Below are 17,816 nucleotides of genomic sequence, written 5' to 3'. Positions count from 1 at the left end.
GGCACATATATTGTCTCTGTAATAAAAAAGAACCAATAAAAATGAATCTGAAAAACAATACTATAGGAATATTTGTGGCACTGTTAAGTGTTTTTGGTTATTCACAAGAAAAAGAAAAACCAAACATCATAGTTATCATGGCAGATGATCATGCAAACAGAACAATTAGTGCTTATGGTTCGGGTTTAAATAATACACCTAATATAGATAGAATAGCTAATGAAGGCGCTTTAATGTTAAATAGTTTTAATGCAAATTCTATATGTGGACCAAGTAGAGCCAGTATTTTAACAGGTAAACACAGCCACTTGCATGGTGTTATGGGAAATGGTTTTAAGTATGATAATACGCAAACCACATTTCCCAGAGAATTAAAAAAGAATGGATATCAAACGGTTCTAATTGGCAAATGGCATTTAAATTCAAATCCAGGAGACTCGTTTACATCATGGAAAATTTTAAAAGGAGCAGGAGGACAAGGGTATTACTATAATCCGGATTTTTTAAACCATAATGGAGAAATATCTACTGAAGAAGGATATTCTACAGACATCATTACTAATTACTCATTAGAATGGCTTAATAAAAATTCAGATACGCCATTTTGTTTGTTTGTACACTATAAAGCAACTCATGTACCCAGGATGCCGGAATTCAGATATTTAGACAAATATACCGATGTTACTTTTCCGGAACCGGAAACATTACATGATGATTTTAGTACAAGAGAACCTTATGGAGCGAAAGCCTGGATGGGTGTGCCGTTTAAACCCGGGAAACTGTATGATGAACATGACTTTTCTAAAAACATTTACTTTGACAGGATGACTGTTGAGCAACGTAAAAAATGGCATGCGTTTAAAGATAAGGAAACCTTAGAGGAAAGACGATTAACAGCAGCAGGTAAACTGGATACCAAAAAACAAAAAAGAAGCTATGGATATCAAAAATTTATTAAAGATTATATCAGGTGTGTAGATGGTATTGATGATAATGTAGGGAGAATTCTGGAGTATTTAGATAAAAACCCTAAGCTTAAGGAGAATACTATTATCATTTATGCCTCAGACCAAAGTTATTTTACAGGGCAACACGGATTTGCGGAAAAAAGATTTATGTATGAAGATGGTGTGAAAATGCCAATATTATTAAGATGGCCTTCAAAAGTAAAAGCAGGAACAAAATTAACCTCTATGGTTCAAAATATTGATTTAGGACCAACAATTTTAGATGCAGCCGGATTACCAATACCAGAAGATATGCAAGGTGTTTCTATAAAAGAAGATATTATTACTGGTAATGATGTTAAAGGGGAAAAGTCTATTTACTACCATTATTATGATCATGGAAAGCATAATGTTCCTAGACATGATGGGGTTAGAACAAACCAATACAAGCTTATTAACTATTATACAGATAACGCTTATGAGTTTTATGATTTAGAAAAGGATCCTGAGGAGGTGAAAAATTTATACGGAAACAAGAAGTATAAGGAGACCATAGATGCTTTAAAGGTGGAATTAGCATTAAAGCGAGAAAAGTATGAAGTTCCTGATGAGCACTTTGAAGCACCTTACGTGTCAGGAGGGAAAAAGGGGCATGGAAAAAAGAAAAATAAGAAGGCTCTTAAGCGGAAGAAAGTATTTAAAGACTAAATTTTTAAATGATGAATAAAAACATACTTTGTTTGATAATAATAGCCATATTGACTGTTGGTTGTAAATCAAAACCAGGCTCTGATATAGCAAAAAATGAGGTTTTCTCCAGTAAGAATAAACCAAATGTTATTGTTATTCTGGCAGATGATTTGGGATTTGCAGATGTGGGATATAATGGGTGTAAGGATATACCAACACCAAACATTGATGCTTTGTCTTTAGAAGGTGTTACGTTTTCAAATGGCTATGTAACAGGATCTGTTTGTGGCCCAACAAGAGCCGGATTATTAACAGGACGTTATCAACAGCGTTTTGGCTCTGAATTTAATCCGGGACCAAGAAAACTAACAAAAGACGGTAAAGTTGGTGTACCCTTATCAGAAACGTTTATTTCAACAAGATTAAAAAGAATAGGTTACAAAACAGCATGCTTTGGAAAATGGCATTTAGGCGGTGAAAGTGGTGACAAAGACCTATATCCTCTAAATAGGGGATTTGACGAGTTTTTTGGATTTCTGGAAGGTGCTGCCCTGTATATAGACCCTGAAAATTCTGAAAAGAAATATATGAGAGGGAATGATGAAGTAACTATGGAGGAAGAATATTATACAGATGCTATTACCAGAGAGTCTGTTTCTTTTATTGATCGAAATAAAGATAACCCGTTTTTTCTCTATGTACCTTATAATGCAGTACATGCACCTCTACAAGCTCCGGAAAAATATCTAAAAGAGTTTGATCATATTAAACATCCAAAAAGAAAGTTATTGGCAGCAATGAATTTTGCTATGGATAAAAGTATTGGGGATATTATGTCAAACTTAAAGAAACACGGGTTAGAAGAAAATACCATGGTTTTCTTTTTAAGTGATAATGGAGGGAAACCTAAAGGAAACTTCTCCTATAATGTACCGTTAAGAGGAGAAAAAGGCCAGTTTTATGAAGGAGGTATCCATGTGCCGTTTGTTGTAAAATGGAAGAATCATTTTCCGGAGAATATGATATATAATGAACCGGTATCGTCTTTAGATATTATGCCAACAATAATGAATGCCGTAGGCGTACAAGTTGATCCGTCATGGCATTTAGATGGTATAGACATGTCTACTTTTATTGATAATAAAACCTTATTGCGTCCTCAAAGAGAGCTGTTTTGGAAATCAAACAATAAATATGCTGTTAGAAATAATAAATGGAAAATTGTAAAAATGGGAACTAAGCTTGAGCTTTTCAATTTATTACAGGATCCTTATGAAACAACAGACTTATCAAAGACACACCCTGAACAGGTAAAAGCTTTAATGGAAGTTTATAAAAAATGGGATTCAAAGAATATTCCGGCACAATATGGATATGGAAGTGAAGAGAAATTCCCATATAAAGTAGTTAGAACAAGAAGAACTGAATTAAAAAGATAATAATTATGAATAAAAATAACCTACAGCAAGTATTAATCGTTTTTGTATTGTTTATCACGGGGTTAGTGTCCTGTCAAAATAAGGAAAAACCATTAAATGTTGTTTTAATTACGGCAGATGATTTAGGATATGAAGCCGTAAATTCTTTTGGTAGAGACATACCGGATATAACACCACAAATGGATGCTTTTGCTAAAGAAGGCGTTCAATTTGCAGAAGCACATACAGCAACACCTATTTGTCAACCAAGTAGAGCTATAATGGCCACGGGGTTATATGGAGTTTCTAGCGGAATGATGGGCTTTATTCATAAAAAGAAAGATGTAGCCACAGCTATGGAAGTGTTTCAGGATAACGGTTATCTAACCGGGATATTAGGAAAAGTAAACCACTCAACACCGCCTATGGATTTTGTTTGGGATTTTATGGTAGACTATGGTGATTTAGGAGCAGGAAGAAGCCCTAAGAAGTATTCAGAAAATACTAGACTATTTATTGAAAGATGCAAAAAGGAAGATAAACCTTTCTATTTTATGATTAATTCGCATGATCCACATAGAGGTTTTCACGATCCAAATGGTAAAAAACATAAAGGCGCTGAAGAGCCCTCAAGAATATTTTCTATCGATGAGGTAGAAGTTCCGGGATATATGCCCCAAACAGATCAGGTGAAAAAAGAATTAAGTCATTATTATAATTCTGTAAGACGATTTGATGATACTTTTGGAGCCGTAATAAAGGTTATAAAAGAAGCTGGCGTGTATGAAAATACGATAATCATTGTACTATCAGATAACGGTTCTGCCTTTCCATTTGCCAAAGCAAATGCTTATGTGGCAAGTACCAAAACACCATTCTATGTACATTATCCCGGGCATATGAAAAAAGGATTGATTGATACCGAACATATGATTTCTGAGGTAGATATTTTTCCAACATTTTTAGATGCTACCGGAATTAAGGTTGATCAAAAGTTTGATGGAAAATCTATCCTTCCTTTATTGAAAGGAAAGAAACAAAAAGATAGAGATTATGTTATAGGAGAAATAGATTATAAAATTGGAGGTAAGGCAACACCAATTCGTTCTTACGGAGACAAAAAATTCAGGTACATATTTAACCCGTGGACACCAACAGGATATGCTTATAGAAATTCAAATGAAGGTCAGATAAATAAAGATATTGAGGCAAACCACCCGGAACATATGAGGTACGTTGAGTTTTTCAGACATAGAGTTTTAGAAGAGTTCTATGATGTTCAAAAAGATCCGGATGCTACAACAAACTTAATTAATGACCCGGCTTATGCAAAGCAAATAGAAGAATATAGAAGTGCACTTAAACAATGGATGGTAGATAAGAAAGATCCTGTTTTAGGGATGCTAGAGAATGTGGATAAACCTGAGAAAATGCAGGAATATATAGATTCGGATTTTCCAACAAAAAGAGGGTTAATGCCTCAGGCTCAGATAGAAAAAGCTAAAGCTAAAGCTGCAGAAAAGGCTAAGCGTAAGTCTAAAAAATCCAATGATAAAAAAGCTTTAGAAAGAGCTGCAAAAAGAAAAGCGAAAAAGAAAAGAGAATTACAGGGGTAATAGCAAATAAAGAAATGGCATAAAATGATACGGAGATTATCCTTAGGCTTAGTTAGTTTTTTTATGCTATTGTCATGTGCTTCATCAAGTAAGAGCACATCTGTTAAAAAATCCGAAGGAGAGTCGTTTAGTGTAAACCTTGGAGACAATAATATTGTTGAAATGGTTTGGGTGCCTAAAGGGAACTTTGAAATGGGTAGCCATGAAGGTGATGCTGTAAAGCATAAAGATACACCGGTACACACTGTTAAAATATCTAAGGGCTTTTGGTTGAGTAAATATGAAATCACCCAAAAACAATGGCTGTGGTTCATGAAAACTACCGTGGAAGAGCAGCAAAAGAAACAGTATAAAAAATGGACAATAAGAGGCGTAGGAGATAGTATCCCTATGTATTTTATTTCTTGGGAAGAGAGCATCGGTTTTTGTAATAAGCTTAATGAAATAGAGAAGGGTAATTTACCAGAAGGCTATAAATATAGTTTACCTACAGAAGCACAATGGGAATATACATGTAAAACATTTGCTAAAAATAAGCCTTTAGACGCTATAGCCTGGTATAGAAACAATAGTGATAAAAAGGTGCATCCAATTGGAAGGAAACATCCAAATAGGTTGGGTATATATGATTTAAGAGGAAACTTATCCGAATGGTGTTATGATTGGTTTGAGGAGTATTCAAAAGAAGGCGTAAAAGATCCGGTTGGGCCACCAAAAGGCGAAAAGAAAATAGTAAGAGGGGGGAGTTGGTTTGGACCGGCATTAAATACAAAAGCTACAACCAGATTCCAAGATCCACCTAAAAATGGGTATAGCTCTATAGGCTTAAGACTTGCTTTAAGGCCAATACATTAAAACGTATTAAAGATGAATATAATTAAATTGAAAAAAAATCAAATTGTTTTATTTTTAGGACTGCTCATTTTTATAAGTTATTCTTGTAAAAATGAACCGGATAAAAAAGCACCAAAAAAATCATATGCTTGGAAAGATTTATCAAAAGAAGACCAGGGGTTTTTAGACCTGGTGCAACATAAAGCGTTTGACTTTTTTTGGGAAGGTTTTGATGAAAACACAGGGCTTATTTATGATGGGCATAGTAAAAATAGACGTACCAGTGTAGCAACTTCAGGCTTTGGTTTGTCAGCTTTTATTGTTGGCGTTGAAAGAGGCTGGATAACAAAAGATGAAGCCTATAAAAGAATATTACTAACATTAAATAGTTATTATAAAGACCCAAATAATCCTGATGATTTTTGTGTAGAAGGTAAGTACGGTTTTTTCTACCATTTTTTTAATATAGATACAGGAAAACGTAATGGGAAATCTGAAGTTTCAACTATAGATACTGCTATTTTAATGGCAGGTGTCTTAGATGTTATGGAATATTTTAAAGGTACCGAAGTCGCAATTTTGGCGGATAAAATATACAAAAATGCCCAATGGGATAAATATATAAATGAAGAGAAAGCGGTTGTAGGCGGTTGGAGGCCGGAAATGAAACCGGTAGCCGTTTACAAAGGCTACAACGAGTATAATTTAGTTTATTTATTAGGTCTGGGGTCACCTACATATACATTACCTGATGCCAGTTGGAGTGCCTGGGCCAGTGGTAAAGGGTTTATTCCCATAAAACCGTATAATGATATAGGAGAATTTCTAACCCCTCACGGCGTATTACAACCCCTAGCCTATATCTATCAATTTCCTGCTTGTTGGTATGACTTCAGAAATAAATCTGATGATTATGTAGATTATTATAAAATGAGTATAAATGCGTTAAAAGCTAATAAAGAATATACTAACAGTTGGGGCTATGCGCATGGTTACCCGGAAGAACTTTGGGGGTGGACGGCAATTGCAGGGCGTGATGGTTATTTAGGGTTTTCACACCCTTATAATGGCACATTAGCGCCATCAGCAGTATTGGCTTCCTTATCATTTATTCCCGAAGAGTCATTAAGAGCTATTAAGTATATGTACCAAAACTACGGCGACAAAATATTCAAGGAATACGGATTTGTAGATTCTTTTAACCCCTATCAAAATTGGTATGATGACACCTATTTAGGTATTGATAAAGGGAATGAGGTTTTATCAATTGAAAATTATAGAAGTGGGTCTATCTGGAAACGTTTCATGGACATTCCATATGTGCAAACAGGTATGAAAAAGGCTAAGTTTAAGAATTTGTAACTACTAAAGAATAGAACTAAAACTCAATTTGCAAACCAAAAATTTCAAATTATGAAAAATAAATTGTCAAGAATTTATCTCATTAAAACATTGATATTACTATTTTTTATTTCAGGATTTACATCTTGTAAAGAAAAAAGTAAACCAGTAGCTAAAAAAAGGCCAAATATCATTTTCATGATGAGTGATGATCATGCATATCAGGCTATTAGTGCTTACAGCAATAAACTTATTGAGACACCAAGTATTGATAGAATAGCAAAAGAAGGGATGTTATTTAAAAATGCTTGTGTTACAAATTCTATCTGTGCGCCATCAAGAGCCACAATTTTAACAGGTAAGCATACACATTTAACCGGAAAAATTGATAATCATTTTCCATTTGATTCAACCAATGTTACTTTTCCACAACTCTTACAAAAAGCAGGCTATCAAACAGCTATGTTTGGAAAACTTCATTTTGGAAATAACCCTAAAGGATTTGATGAGTTTAAAATCTTACCAGGACAAGGTGATTATTACAATCCTGAATTCATAACAAATACAGGGAATATAAAAATAGAAGGTTATGTTACAGATATTATTACAGATCTAACATTAGATTGGATGGAGGAGCGTAGAGATCCTGAGAAGCCATTTTTATTAATGTATTTGCACAAGGCACCACATAGAGAATGGTTTCCGGCACCAAGACATTTTAAAGAATATACCAAAAAAACATTTCCGGAGCCAGAAACACTATTTGATGATTATCAAGGAAGAGGTTCTGCCGCTAAAGAAGCAGAGATGAATTTGTTAACTCATATGACCTATGCAGCAGATTCAAAAATATATCCGGAAGTGATAAAGGAGTTAAACATGGAAGGAACCAGTAAATGGGGAGGCAGATTGTTTGATAAAAAGTATAGCCGTTTTACAAAAGCACAGAAAGATGAGTGGGATGCCACTTATATGGAGGTTAATGAGGACTTTAAAAAAGCATATCCAAATATGACAGCTAATGATTTGATGAAATGGAGATATCAAAGATATATGCAAGATTATTTAGGATGTATTGCAGCGGTTGATGAAAATGTAGGACGGGTTTTGGATTATTTAGATGAAAATAATTTGAGTGATAATACCATTGTAGTATACACTTCAGACCAGGGCTTTTATTTAGGAGAACATGGCTGGTTTGACAAAAGATTCGTTTATGATGAATCCTTTAAAACACCATTATTGGTACGTTGGCCTCATGTTATAAAAGAAGGGACAACCTCTAACCAAATGGTACAAAATTTAGATTTTGCACAAACCATATTAGAAGCAGCAGGTGTATTGGCGCCATCAGATATGCAGGGAGAAAGCTTAATGCCTTTACTTAAGGGTGAAGAGGAAAGCTGGAACCGGGATGCTGTATACTATCATTATTATGAATATCCGGGACCACATATGGTTAAACGCCATTATGCTATAGTGACCACAAAGTATAAGCTGGTTCATTTTTATGATGATATTGATGAATGGGAGCTTTATGATCGTGAAAAGGACACCCTTGAAATGAAGAATGTCTATAACGACCCGGAGTATGCTGATATTGTAAAAGATTTAACCCAAAAATTGGCAGCCTTAAGGGTGAAATATAAAGATTCAAAAGAGTTGGATAAGAAGTATATTGATATGTATAAAGAGCGCTTTCAAGAAAGCAGAAAATAGATTAATTGAGTTAGAATAGATGTTCACCCTAAGACGGATAACTAATTAAAATGAAAAAACAACTGATTATAATACTTCTGCTTATAGGAGTTAGTGTTGCAGCTCAGAACCCGGAAATGGATAAGTTCATTGATGATCTAATGGGTAAAATGACTTTAGAGGAAAAGTTAGGGCAGCTTAATTTAGCTTCAGGAGCAGGAAACTTGCCTGTTATATCAGATGGAGAGGGGAAAGAAGATATCATTAGAAAAGGGCTAATAGGAGTTTCAGGAGGTAGAAAAAGTCAGGAAATAGCGGTTAATGAATCCCGATTGGGAATCCCTTTATTATATGGAAGAGATATTATTCATGGGTCAGCAACCATTTTTCCTATTCCTCTTGCCATGGCTTGTACCTGGGATATGGATTTAATTGAGAAAAGTGCCAGAATTGCAGCAATAGAAGCAAGTGCCGTTGGTATAAACTGGACCTATTCTCCTATGGTAGATATTGCAAGAGACCCACGTTGGGGGCGTATAGCAGAAGGCGCAGGAGAAGATCCGTTTTTAGGATCTAAAATAGGAGAAGCTCTGGTTAAAGGCTATCAGGGAGATGATTTATCTGCTAACAATACCATTATGGCATGTGTAAAGCATTTTGCACTATATGGAGCTTCAGAAGCCGGTAGAGATTACAACACTGTTGATATGAGTAGGTTAACTATGTTTCAAGATTATTTTCCACCTTACAAAGCCGCTATAGAAGCAGGAGCAGGAAGTGCAATGACTTCTTTTAATTTGGTTGATGGAATACCGGCAACCGGAAATAAATGGTTATTAAATGACCTTTTAAGAGAACAATGGGGCTTTAACGGACTGGTTGTTACAGATTTTACGGCTATCAATGAAATGATGCATCATGGTGTTGGAGATCTTCAGGAAGTCGCTGTTTTGGCATTAAAAGCAGGAGTGAATATTGATATGGTTGGGCAATCATTTATAGGAACTTTAGGGACATCTTTAGCAGAAGGAAAGGTTACACAAGAAGAGATAGATCAGGTCTGCAGAGTGGTGTTAGAAGCAAAATATAAATTAGGGTTGTTTGATGATCCTTTTAAATATTTTGATGCAAAGCGGGCAAAAAAAGATATTTTGACCCCAAACAATAAAACAGCAGCTAGAGAAATAGCCAAGCGTTCTATAGTCTTGTTAAGAAATAATAAAAATATCTTACCATTAAAAAAAGAAGGCACCATAGCTGTAATTGGTCCGTTGGCCAATTCCAGAATAGACATGTTAGGAACATGGGCTAATACCAAAGATACTACACATGTGGTATCATTATTAAGAGGGGTAAAAGACCTTTTAAAAGGAAAAGCTGAGGTCCTATATGCTAAAGGGGCTGATTTTACAACAGATCCTTATTTATTAAATGTAAACCGTACTAATAACAAAAATGTTGTAGTAAGAGATTCGGTTATAGTGGATCATAACAAAACAGAATTACTGTTAAAAGAAGCTATAGAGGCAGCTGAAAAATCAGATGTTATCCTGGCTCACCTGGGAGAACCCAGAGCCTGGTCTGGAGAAGCCGCAAGTAGAGCAGATATTAGTATACCAGAAAATCAAATCAATTTATTAAAGGCTATGATAAAAACAGGTAAGCCGGTTGTTTTGGTTTTAGGAAATGGAAGGCCTATGACGCTAACCTGGGAAAATAGTAATGTTGATGCTATATTAGAAACCTGGCATTTAGGAATAGAAGCTGGTCATGCTATAGCAGAAGTTTTGTTTGGCGATTATAACCCATCAGGAAAACTCACGGCAACATTTCCACGTCATGTAGGACAAATTCCGGTGTACTATAATCATAAAAAAACAGGAAGACCAAAGAGTGATTTTAAATTCACAACAAAGTATCTGGATATCCCTAATACACCTTTATACCCTTTTGGTTATGGATTAAGTTATACCAATTTTGACTATTCTGAGATTACCTTGAATAAAAGCCAATTAAAAGGAGATGACATGCTTCAGGCATCTGTAACAATAACTAATACAGGAGATTATGCCGGTGAAGAAATCGTTCAATTATATATTAATGACCCTATAGCTTCAGTTTCAAGGGCAGTAAAAGAACTTAAAGGTTTTAATAAAGTGCATTTAAAACCTCAGGAGTCAAAAACAGTTACATTTAAAATAACACCTAATGAGCTGAAATTTTTCAATAGTGATTTAAAGTATGATTGGGAAAGTGGTGATTTCAATATTTATATAGGAACCAGTTCAGCTCAGGTAAAAGAAGTTAAAATAAACTGGTTAAAATAATAACGATGATAGAAATGCATTTGTAAAATGAGACCATGTTTTTGATGCAGTCGGTGATAATATGTTATGGAATGAATAGATAAGTCTTAAACAAATGAAACTTAATAAAGTATTACACAGTATATTGATTTGCTTGTTGTTTATAACAGCTTACGGGCAGGAGAATACTACGTTAACAGAATTGTTTAGGAATTCATATAGTGTTTATGAACGAATGAGAGATCCTTTAACGGGGATTTATCAGGCAAAAATAAACCTAAATAATAATAACGATCTAGCCAATTCATCAATTGCAGTAGATGGAATGGCTTTGGTAACCGTTTGTATTGCTGATAAAATGGGATGGATCACTGATGCTGAAGATCTGGTAATAGAAACCTTAACCACGCTTTCTGCCGGAGGAAATGGGTTTACACCAGATCGGAATCCAACAGGCTATTATCGTCATTTTTTCAATAAATTAACTGGAGTTGGAACTTCAGAATTCAGTACGGTAGACAACGCTGTTTTCATGTCGGGAGTACGATTCTGTAAAAATTATTTTAGCAGTCACCCTAAAGCCAGTCAGATAACAGCATTAGCAGATACGCTTTTAAATAGTATAGATTGGTCAGTAGCAGTAGTTGATCCTAATACTGATGCCAATGGAGGTGGATTATACCTGGCAATAAATGAAGATGGGACAGGCCCTGGGAATAATATTACCCGACCATATAATGAATATGTTTTAGTAGCATGGCTGGCGTATAAGCAAGAGCAAGAATCAAGCCCGACGGGTCCCGCTCAAAGATTATGGGATATGTGGTACGCTCAAACAGCAAATTTATACAAAGTGAATTATGGTAACTATGATATTTTAACAGTAAAGAATTTAAACTTTCAAGCAGAACACACCTATCAAATGCCATACTATTTGTGTAATTATTATACCACTAATAGCGGGGGAGATATAGACGGAAAAGGGTATTTGCATTATATGGAAAATATTAAGAATGCAGATAAAGTTTGGTTTCAAAATGCAGATATAGCAGATAATACCATTACTATAGAACCTTATGAATGGGCCATGAGTGCAGGTAGTGGAATAGACCCCGGAACCGATCCAATAGATTTAAATAAAGCACATTATTCGGTTGATAAAATAGATAAGAACCCTTTTGTGATTGTGTCACCACATACTTTAGCAGCTTATATGCCGGTAAATCCCGGTTCAAAAGATGATTTCTTGTCTCTATATACTAATAATAAAGGAGTGTACAGCCTTCCATGGGACACTTCTAAAAAAGTAGTTTGGCGGTATAGCATTAAAGAGCCTACCTGGTTAGCTCCAAAGATACAAGGTGTTGATTTTGCTCCATTGGTTTTTGGAATAGCCACTTTGCCTGAGTATTGCGGGTCTGATTTTTTTAGTACTTATAATGATTTTAACTTTTCTACATTGTCATCAAAACGTTTTGATCTAAAACAGCAGGTTAAGTTATATCCTAACCCGGTTAAGGGTGATGACTTATTTGTAAAAGGGATAAAAGATTTAGAATCAGTTTCTATATATAATGTATTAGGAATTGAACAAGAGTTTAATTTAAGGGGTGATGGCTCCATTGATGTGAGTCATTTTTCATCAGGGGTGTACATATTGAATATTGATGATAGGATCAGGCTAAAATTCATCAGAAAATAGCTGGTATTAAGCCTAAAGAGCATGATGTTAATCTAAAAACTTGTCATTTATTTATAGAAAACATGACATGGTAAAGTAGCTTAAAATAAGTGGTTATAGGTTGTTTGTCATGAATATTATAAAAAGACTGTGATTTTAAATAATTGTTTTTCAGTTTTTTAACAAATGCTGTGTAGTATTTTTGAAGTAGCTATAAATACTCCAAGAATAAATACATTTAAGCCCTATCCCTCTTCAAAATAAAGGCTTTGTTTAATGAGTTAAAATTCAGCAGCGCGTATAATTTATGCAACTAATATAATTTTTTATGATGTTAAGATTTAATACCGTTTTATTAATTGTTATTTTAAGTAGTATAGTTATTGGTTGTAAAACAGCAACTAATAGTAAAGTTTTGAATACCGAAAAAAAGCCAAACTTCATTATAGTTTTGGTAGATGATATGGGATGGGGAGATGTTGGGTATCAGGGAGCAGATGACATGCTAACACCTAATATTGATAAATTAGCCTCAGAAGGAACACAATTTTCACAAGGTTATGTGACTTGCTCGGTATGTGGGCCATCAAGAACATCTCTTTTGTCAGGGCGCTATAGTGATGAGATAGGTATATGGGGGAATTTTGGCAAGAATGCCAAAGACGGCTTTCCTGCAGATGAAAAAATGATTTCAGATTATGTTAAACAAGCAGGATATACAACAGGAGCTATTGGTAAATGGCATATGGGTTATGCCAAAGATGAATTTAAACCAGAAAACAGAAACTGGGATTATTTTTATGGGTTTTACATAGGAGGGCACGATTATTTTAATGCTGCAAAATCATACGATCATAAAAAAGCAAATGAATGGCCAATTCAACGAAATAGTGATATTGTTGACTATAATAAAGGAGATTATTTAACAGACAAGTTTAATGAAGAAGCTGTTGATTTTATTGATAAAAATAGTGATAAACCTTTCCTGTTATACGTAGCTTATAATGCGGTTCACTACCCTTGGTCTGTTCCTGATAATTATCTGGAAAGAGTAGACAAGGAAAGAGATATTAAACTGAAGTACCGTAGAATATTAGCAGGAATGACTTTAGCTATTGATGATGGTGTTGGGGCAATGATGAATAAGTTAAAAGAGAAAAATATTGATGACAATACCGTGATTATCTTTTTATCTGATAATGGGTCACCCAAAGGTATCGCTGGTCATTACAAGCATAACTACGGAGAAACAGCAATGTCTTCAACAGGAGGTCTTAAAGGGTTTAAGGGGGATACTTATGAAGGCGGTATACGTGTACCTTTTATCATGAAATGGCCAGGGAAAACCACTCCGGGGCAGGTATATGATAAACCAGTAATTTCAATAGATATCTTACCAACTATTGCTGAAAATATTGGAGTTTCAACAAAAGAAGACCATTTAAGCGGTGTTAATTTATTACCATACATACAGGGCACTAAAAAAGAACGCCCCCATGAGGTGCTCTATTGGACATATCAAGACGATTATGCAATTAGGGATGGGGACTGGAAATTAACATGGAACGATCAGGAATTAAATGAAAATATGTTAACCATAAAAGAGCATGGAGAAAAAGTACCCGGAGCACCAAAATCTGTTGAAACACGCCTTTTTAACCTAGCCGAAGATCCGTATGAAAAGCATAATTTAAAAGATAAGTATCCTGAAATAGCAAAAAGATTGCAAGAAAAATATAATACTTGGGGAGCGGCTATGCCTTTGAACGGAAAACCATTATTTAAGCAGCCCTATACCAGAACTAAAAAATTTACAAATAAGCAATAAAGAAGACTATTTAATATGATTATGCAATATAAAATTGAGGAACAGAAAAAAATAATTTTCACTGCACTATTATGTGTATTAGCACTATTTGCTAATAGCCAGAAAAATAGTGAAGACAGACCCAATATAATCATAATAATGACTGATGATATGGGTAAGGAAACTGTTGGAGCTCATGGCGGATTAGATTACAAAACGCCTAACTTAGATAGATTAGCGTCAGAAGGAATGAAATTTGAAAACTGTTTTGCACAACCATTATGTACCCCTTCCCGTGTAAAAATAATGACAGGTAAGTATAATTTCAGAAACTATGAAAAGTTTGGATTACTACCTAAGACAGAAGTTACTTTTGGGAATGTTCTACAAGAAGCCGGTTACAATACATGTATTGTAGGAAAGTGGCAATTGGGTGGAAAACATCAGGATATTTTAAACTTTGGTTGGGATGAATACTGTTTGAATAATGGTGTAAAACCTCAGAATCCTAAAGATAAGCCGTATAGAAAGGGAAAAGAACGTTATTGGGAAAATAAAAATGTAGTTGCCAACGGAGAATATTATAAAACAAGTGAGCGTTATGGGCCGGATATGATGAATGAATATGCACGTAATTTTATATCAAAAAAAAGAAAAAAGCCATTTTTTTTATACTACCCTATGATGCTTCCTCATAATCCGTGGGCACCAACTCCCTTCTCCAATGACGGTGACAAAAGCGGAGAAAAAGTGAGCGAAGTAAGATACTTTAAAGATAATATTGAATACATAGACCATTTAGTTGGAAATATTATTAAGACACTGGAAAAAACAGGGCAAAGAGACAATACCATTATCATGTTTACAGGAGATAATGGAACGGGTTATGCGGTTCCGGTTACAGCGCCAAGCACAACAATAAAACGTGTAATTTCTGTTACAGGTAGCAGACATGATGAAGTTGTTAGATTACCCGGAGAGCAATCTGTGCTATTAAAGAGAAAAAAGAAAGACGTTTATGTAGAAGGGCCAATTACCAAAGCAACTTATGGAGATATCCCTGGAAGAAAGGATGATATGAGGCGCGATGGGACTAATGTACCTATGATTGTGGATTGGGCAAAATATCGTTCAATCTATAACCAAAAAGGACATAGCTATGAAGATTTAATAGACTTTTCAGACTTTTTTGCTACAGTTATAGATGCAGCAGGAGTTAAAACAGATTCTGAAATTGATGGTATTTCATTCCTTCCACGATTAAAAGGAGAAGCCGTTAATAGTAGGGATTTTGTATTCTGCCATTATTGGTTTTTTGGCCGTGACCCTAAAAAGGCTAAAGATGCTATTCATAATGCACATTATAAATTGTATAGTGACGGAAGCTTTTATAATGTAAAAGAAGACCCAAACGAAGAGCATAAGTTAAATGTTAATCAATTAACTACCAAAGAAGAAAAAGCATATCAACATCTAAAAAAATCGTATTCAAAGGTTAGAGGTACAACCATACCAGTAAAAAAAGTATAAGTATGAAAAATCTAATAAGTGGCTTATTGGTCTTGGCATTAGTAAGTAGTTGTGGTAATTTAGAAAAGAATAAAGTTGAGAAAAAAAAGATTGAGCCCACCCATGAATCATTGATTAAAAATTATAAAACCCCTGAATGGTTAAAAGACGCTAAATTTGGTATATATACCCATTGGGGAGGTTCTACTTATGGAAATCAGTACAATGATAAATTTGCTTATGGCTGGTATGGAAGAATGATGTATTTAGAACATTCACCGGCATTTGAATATCATAAAAAACATTTTGGAAGCCAGGATAAAGTAGGATATAAAGATTTACTGGAACGGTTTACAGCTCCTAAATTTAATGCGGAGACATGGGCTGAATTATTTTATAAGGCTGGGGCAAAATTCGCTGGACCAGTAGCGGTACACCATGATAATTTTTTAATGTGGGATTCAAAAATATCACCTTGGAATAGTGTTCAAAAGGGCCCAAAAAGAGATGTGTCAGGAGAATTAAGAGACGCTATTATTAAAAGAGGAATGAAGTTTATGGGATCTTTTCACCATGGTTTTACATATCGGTTTTATGAACCGGCAGCACAGTTTGATATGGAAAAAGCCCCCCTTTTATATGGCCCAAAAAGACCGGAATTTTATTTTAATACAAAAAGAGGAACAAAAGCATTTAAAACTATAGACAGAAACTTTCAAGAGTTATTTCTGGATAAAGTTTTAGAGTTTACAGGAAAATATAAACCCGATTTAATTTATTATGATTTTGGTTTGGGCTGGCATGATGAAGATATTAAGCTTAAAATGTATAGCACGTATTATAATCAAGCCTTGGCTAATGGACAAGAACCAACGGTGGCTCAAAAAGAAAGAGAGGATATCCCGGAATTGAACTATTCAACGTTAGATTTGGAACGAGGTAGAATAGGTTTTATGACAGATCATACCTGGCTTACTGATAACTCACCTGGATCTTGGTTCCATTATAGAGGAGCAAAATTTGAACCTACTAATAAGATGGTAGATAGATTGGTGGATATTGTTTCTAAAAATGGTTGTTTTCTTTTAAATATAGGACCAGACCATGAAGGCGTAATACCAAAACCTTTAGAAAAAATGTTGCTTGAAATTGGGGCTTGGTTAGGCGTAAACGGAGAAGGGATTTACAATACAAGAACATGGTATAATTATGGAGAAGGTATTAAATCCTCTTCAAAAGGCCATAATGCTGCAGCTAACTCTCATAAGAAAGATGAAGAAGATTATACTTCAAAAGAGATCAGATACACACAAAGCAAAGACTCAACAAAATTATACGCTTTTGTTTTGGATTGGCCTAAGTATAATATATTGAATTTAAATGCTGTAAAAGTATTGAGTGCTACAGAAGGCGCTACTGTTAGTTTATTAGGCTATGGTGAGGTCCCATTTAAGGTTACGGAAAAGAGTACTATAGAAATAGATTTGGCTGAAGTAGATAAGAATAACCCAAAACTAAACTTTAGTTATGGATTTAAGCTGAAAGGTTTTAAAATAGCGTGGCAGGAATCAGGGCATTTTTTACTTCCCAATGCCAGTACCACATTAGCTAAACGTTTTGAACTTCAAAATAGCAAGATGCAGATTCCTTTTGTAATGAAACATGGAAAAAGAGGAGCTCATTTGGCATTAGAGTTTGGAGAAACTCCCGGTAATGAAGTTGTAAAAGGACGAATAAAAGATTTAAAGGGGCAAGTTATAAAAGAAATAGAAGCAAGTTTAGATAAAATTGAAAACAGCAAGTTGTATTCCATAGCATTGGTCGATGATATTCCCGAAAAAGGAGACTATATTTTAGAGGTTGACAATCCGGAATCAATAAAAGGTACAGTCAAACTAGTAGCTACAGTAAAAAGAGATAAAGCCATTCACAGAAGGGGAGAGTTAATAGATTAATGATGAATTATAAT

The 17,816-nt window shown here is 34.7% G+C and carries 11 protein-coding genes; all 11 read left to right on the top strand.

Annotation, left to right across the window (positions count from 1 at the left end):
* The first annotated feature begins 41 nt into the window (after nt 1-41).
* The 11 genes from VOI54_RS01695 (at nt 42) to VOI54_RS01645 (ending at nt 17,802) form a co-directional block, all read left to right on the top strand.
* Nucleotides 42-1,655, top strand: coding sequence for a sulfatase family protein (locus VOI54_RS01695; protein ID WP_326280997.1), 1,614 nt, complete (start codon nt 42-44; stop codon nt 1,653-1,655).
* An 11-nt stretch (nt 1,656-1,666) separates the two neighbouring features.
* Nucleotides 1,667-3,076: a sulfatase-like hydrolase/transferase gene (locus VOI54_RS01690; protein WP_326280996.1), complete on the top strand. Its 1,410-nt coding sequence runs from the start codon at nt 1,667-1,669 to the stop codon at nt 3,074-3,076.
* A gap of 5 nt (nt 3,077-3,081) precedes the next feature.
* The gene (locus tag VOI54_RS01685; RefSeq protein WP_326280995.1) at nt 3,082-4,671 is read left to right on the top strand and encodes a sulfatase family protein; all 1,590 of its coding nucleotides are present in this window, start codon (nt 3,082-3,084) and stop codon (nt 4,669-4,671) included.
* Between the two features lie 24 nt (nt 4,672-4,695).
* A complete protein-coding gene (locus tag VOI54_RS01680) occupies nt 4,696-5,526 on the top strand; it encodes a formylglycine-generating enzyme family protein (RefSeq protein ID WP_326280994.1) in 831 nt (276 codons plus the stop codon).
* 12 nt (nt 5,527-5,538) lie between these two features.
* Nucleotides 5,539-6,867: a glucoamylase family protein gene (locus VOI54_RS01675; RefSeq protein WP_326280993.1), complete on the top strand. Its 1,329-nt coding sequence runs from the start codon at nt 5,539-5,541 to the stop codon at nt 6,865-6,867.
* A gap of 51 nt (nt 6,868-6,918) precedes the next feature.
* Nucleotides 6,919-8,565 (top strand): sulfatase family protein, encoded by a 1,647-nt coding sequence (locus VOI54_RS01670; protein ID WP_326280992.1) that lies wholly within the window; start codon nt 6,919-6,921, stop codon nt 8,563-8,565.
* A gap of 50 nt (nt 8,566-8,615) precedes the next feature.
* Nucleotides 8,616-10,871, top strand: coding sequence for a beta-glucosidase BglX (gene bglX / locus VOI54_RS01665; protein ID WP_326280991.1), 2,256 nt, complete (start codon nt 8,616-8,618; stop codon nt 10,869-10,871).
* Between the two features lie 94 nt (nt 10,872-10,965).
* The gene (locus VOI54_RS01660) at nt 10,966-12,552 is read left to right on the top strand and encodes a T9SS type A sorting domain-containing protein (protein ID WP_326280990.1); all 1,587 of its coding nucleotides are present in this window, start codon (nt 10,966-10,968) and stop codon (nt 12,550-12,552) included.
* A 307-nt stretch (nt 12,553-12,859) separates the two neighbouring features.
* Nucleotides 12,860-14,359, top strand: a complete 1,500-nt coding sequence (locus VOI54_RS01655; RefSeq protein WP_326280989.1) for a sulfatase family protein — start codon at nt 12,860-12,862, stop codon at nt 14,357-14,359.
* 21 nt (nt 14,360-14,380) lie between these two features.
* Nucleotides 14,381-15,868, top strand: a complete 1,488-nt coding sequence (locus VOI54_RS01650; protein ID WP_326280988.1) for a sulfatase family protein — start codon at nt 14,381-14,383, stop codon at nt 15,866-15,868.
* Nucleotides 15,869-15,870: 2 nt separating this feature from the next.
* On the top strand, nt 15,871-17,802 hold the full coding sequence (locus tag VOI54_RS01645; protein ID WP_326280987.1) for an alpha-L-fucosidase: 1,932 nt from the start codon (nt 15,871-15,873) through the stop codon (nt 17,800-17,802).
* Nucleotides 17,803-17,816 lie beyond the last annotated feature (14 nt).

This window comes from Alterotamlana spongicola (assembly GCF_035818475.1).
Classification (GTDB): domain Bacteria; phylum Bacteroidota; class Bacteroidia; order Flavobacteriales; family Flavobacteriaceae; genus Cognatitamlana.
Note: the sequence above shows the minus strand (reverse complement) of the source record. Positions and strands in the feature narration are given on the sequence as shown.

Coding starts and splice junctions, on each gene's coding strand:
- VOI54_RS01695 (WP_326280997.1), top strand. CDS start 42: ATGAATCTGAAAAACAATACTATAGGAATATTTGTGGCACTGTTAAGT.
- VOI54_RS01690 (WP_326280996.1), top strand. CDS start 1,667: ATGAATAAAAACATACTTTGTTTGATAATAATAGCCATATTGACTGTT.
- VOI54_RS01685 (WP_326280995.1), top strand. CDS start 3,082: ATGAATAAAAATAACCTACAGCAAGTATTAATCGTTTTTGTATTGTTT.
- VOI54_RS01680 (WP_326280994.1), top strand. CDS start 4,696: ATGATACGGAGATTATCCTTAGGCTTAGTTAGTTTTTTTATGCTATTG.
- VOI54_RS01675 (WP_326280993.1), top strand. CDS start 5,539: ATGAATATAATTAAATTGAAAAAAAATCAAATTGTTTTATTTTTAGGA.
- VOI54_RS01670 (WP_326280992.1), top strand. CDS start 6,919: ATGAAAAATAAATTGTCAAGAATTTATCTCATTAAAACATTGATATTA.
- bglX (WP_326280991.1), top strand. CDS start 8,616: ATGAAAAAACAACTGATTATAATACTTCTGCTTATAGGAGTTAGTGTT.
- VOI54_RS01660 (WP_326280990.1), top strand. CDS start 10,966: ATGAAACTTAATAAAGTATTACACAGTATATTGATTTGCTTGTTGTTT.
- VOI54_RS01655 (WP_326280989.1), top strand. CDS start 12,860: ATGATGTTAAGATTTAATACCGTTTTATTAATTGTTATTTTAAGTAGT.
- VOI54_RS01650 (WP_326280988.1), top strand. CDS start 14,381: ATGCAATATAAAATTGAGGAACAGAAAAAAATAATTTTCACTGCACTA.
- VOI54_RS01645 (WP_326280987.1), top strand. CDS start 15,871: ATGAAAAATCTAATAAGTGGCTTATTGGTCTTGGCATTAGTAAGTAGT.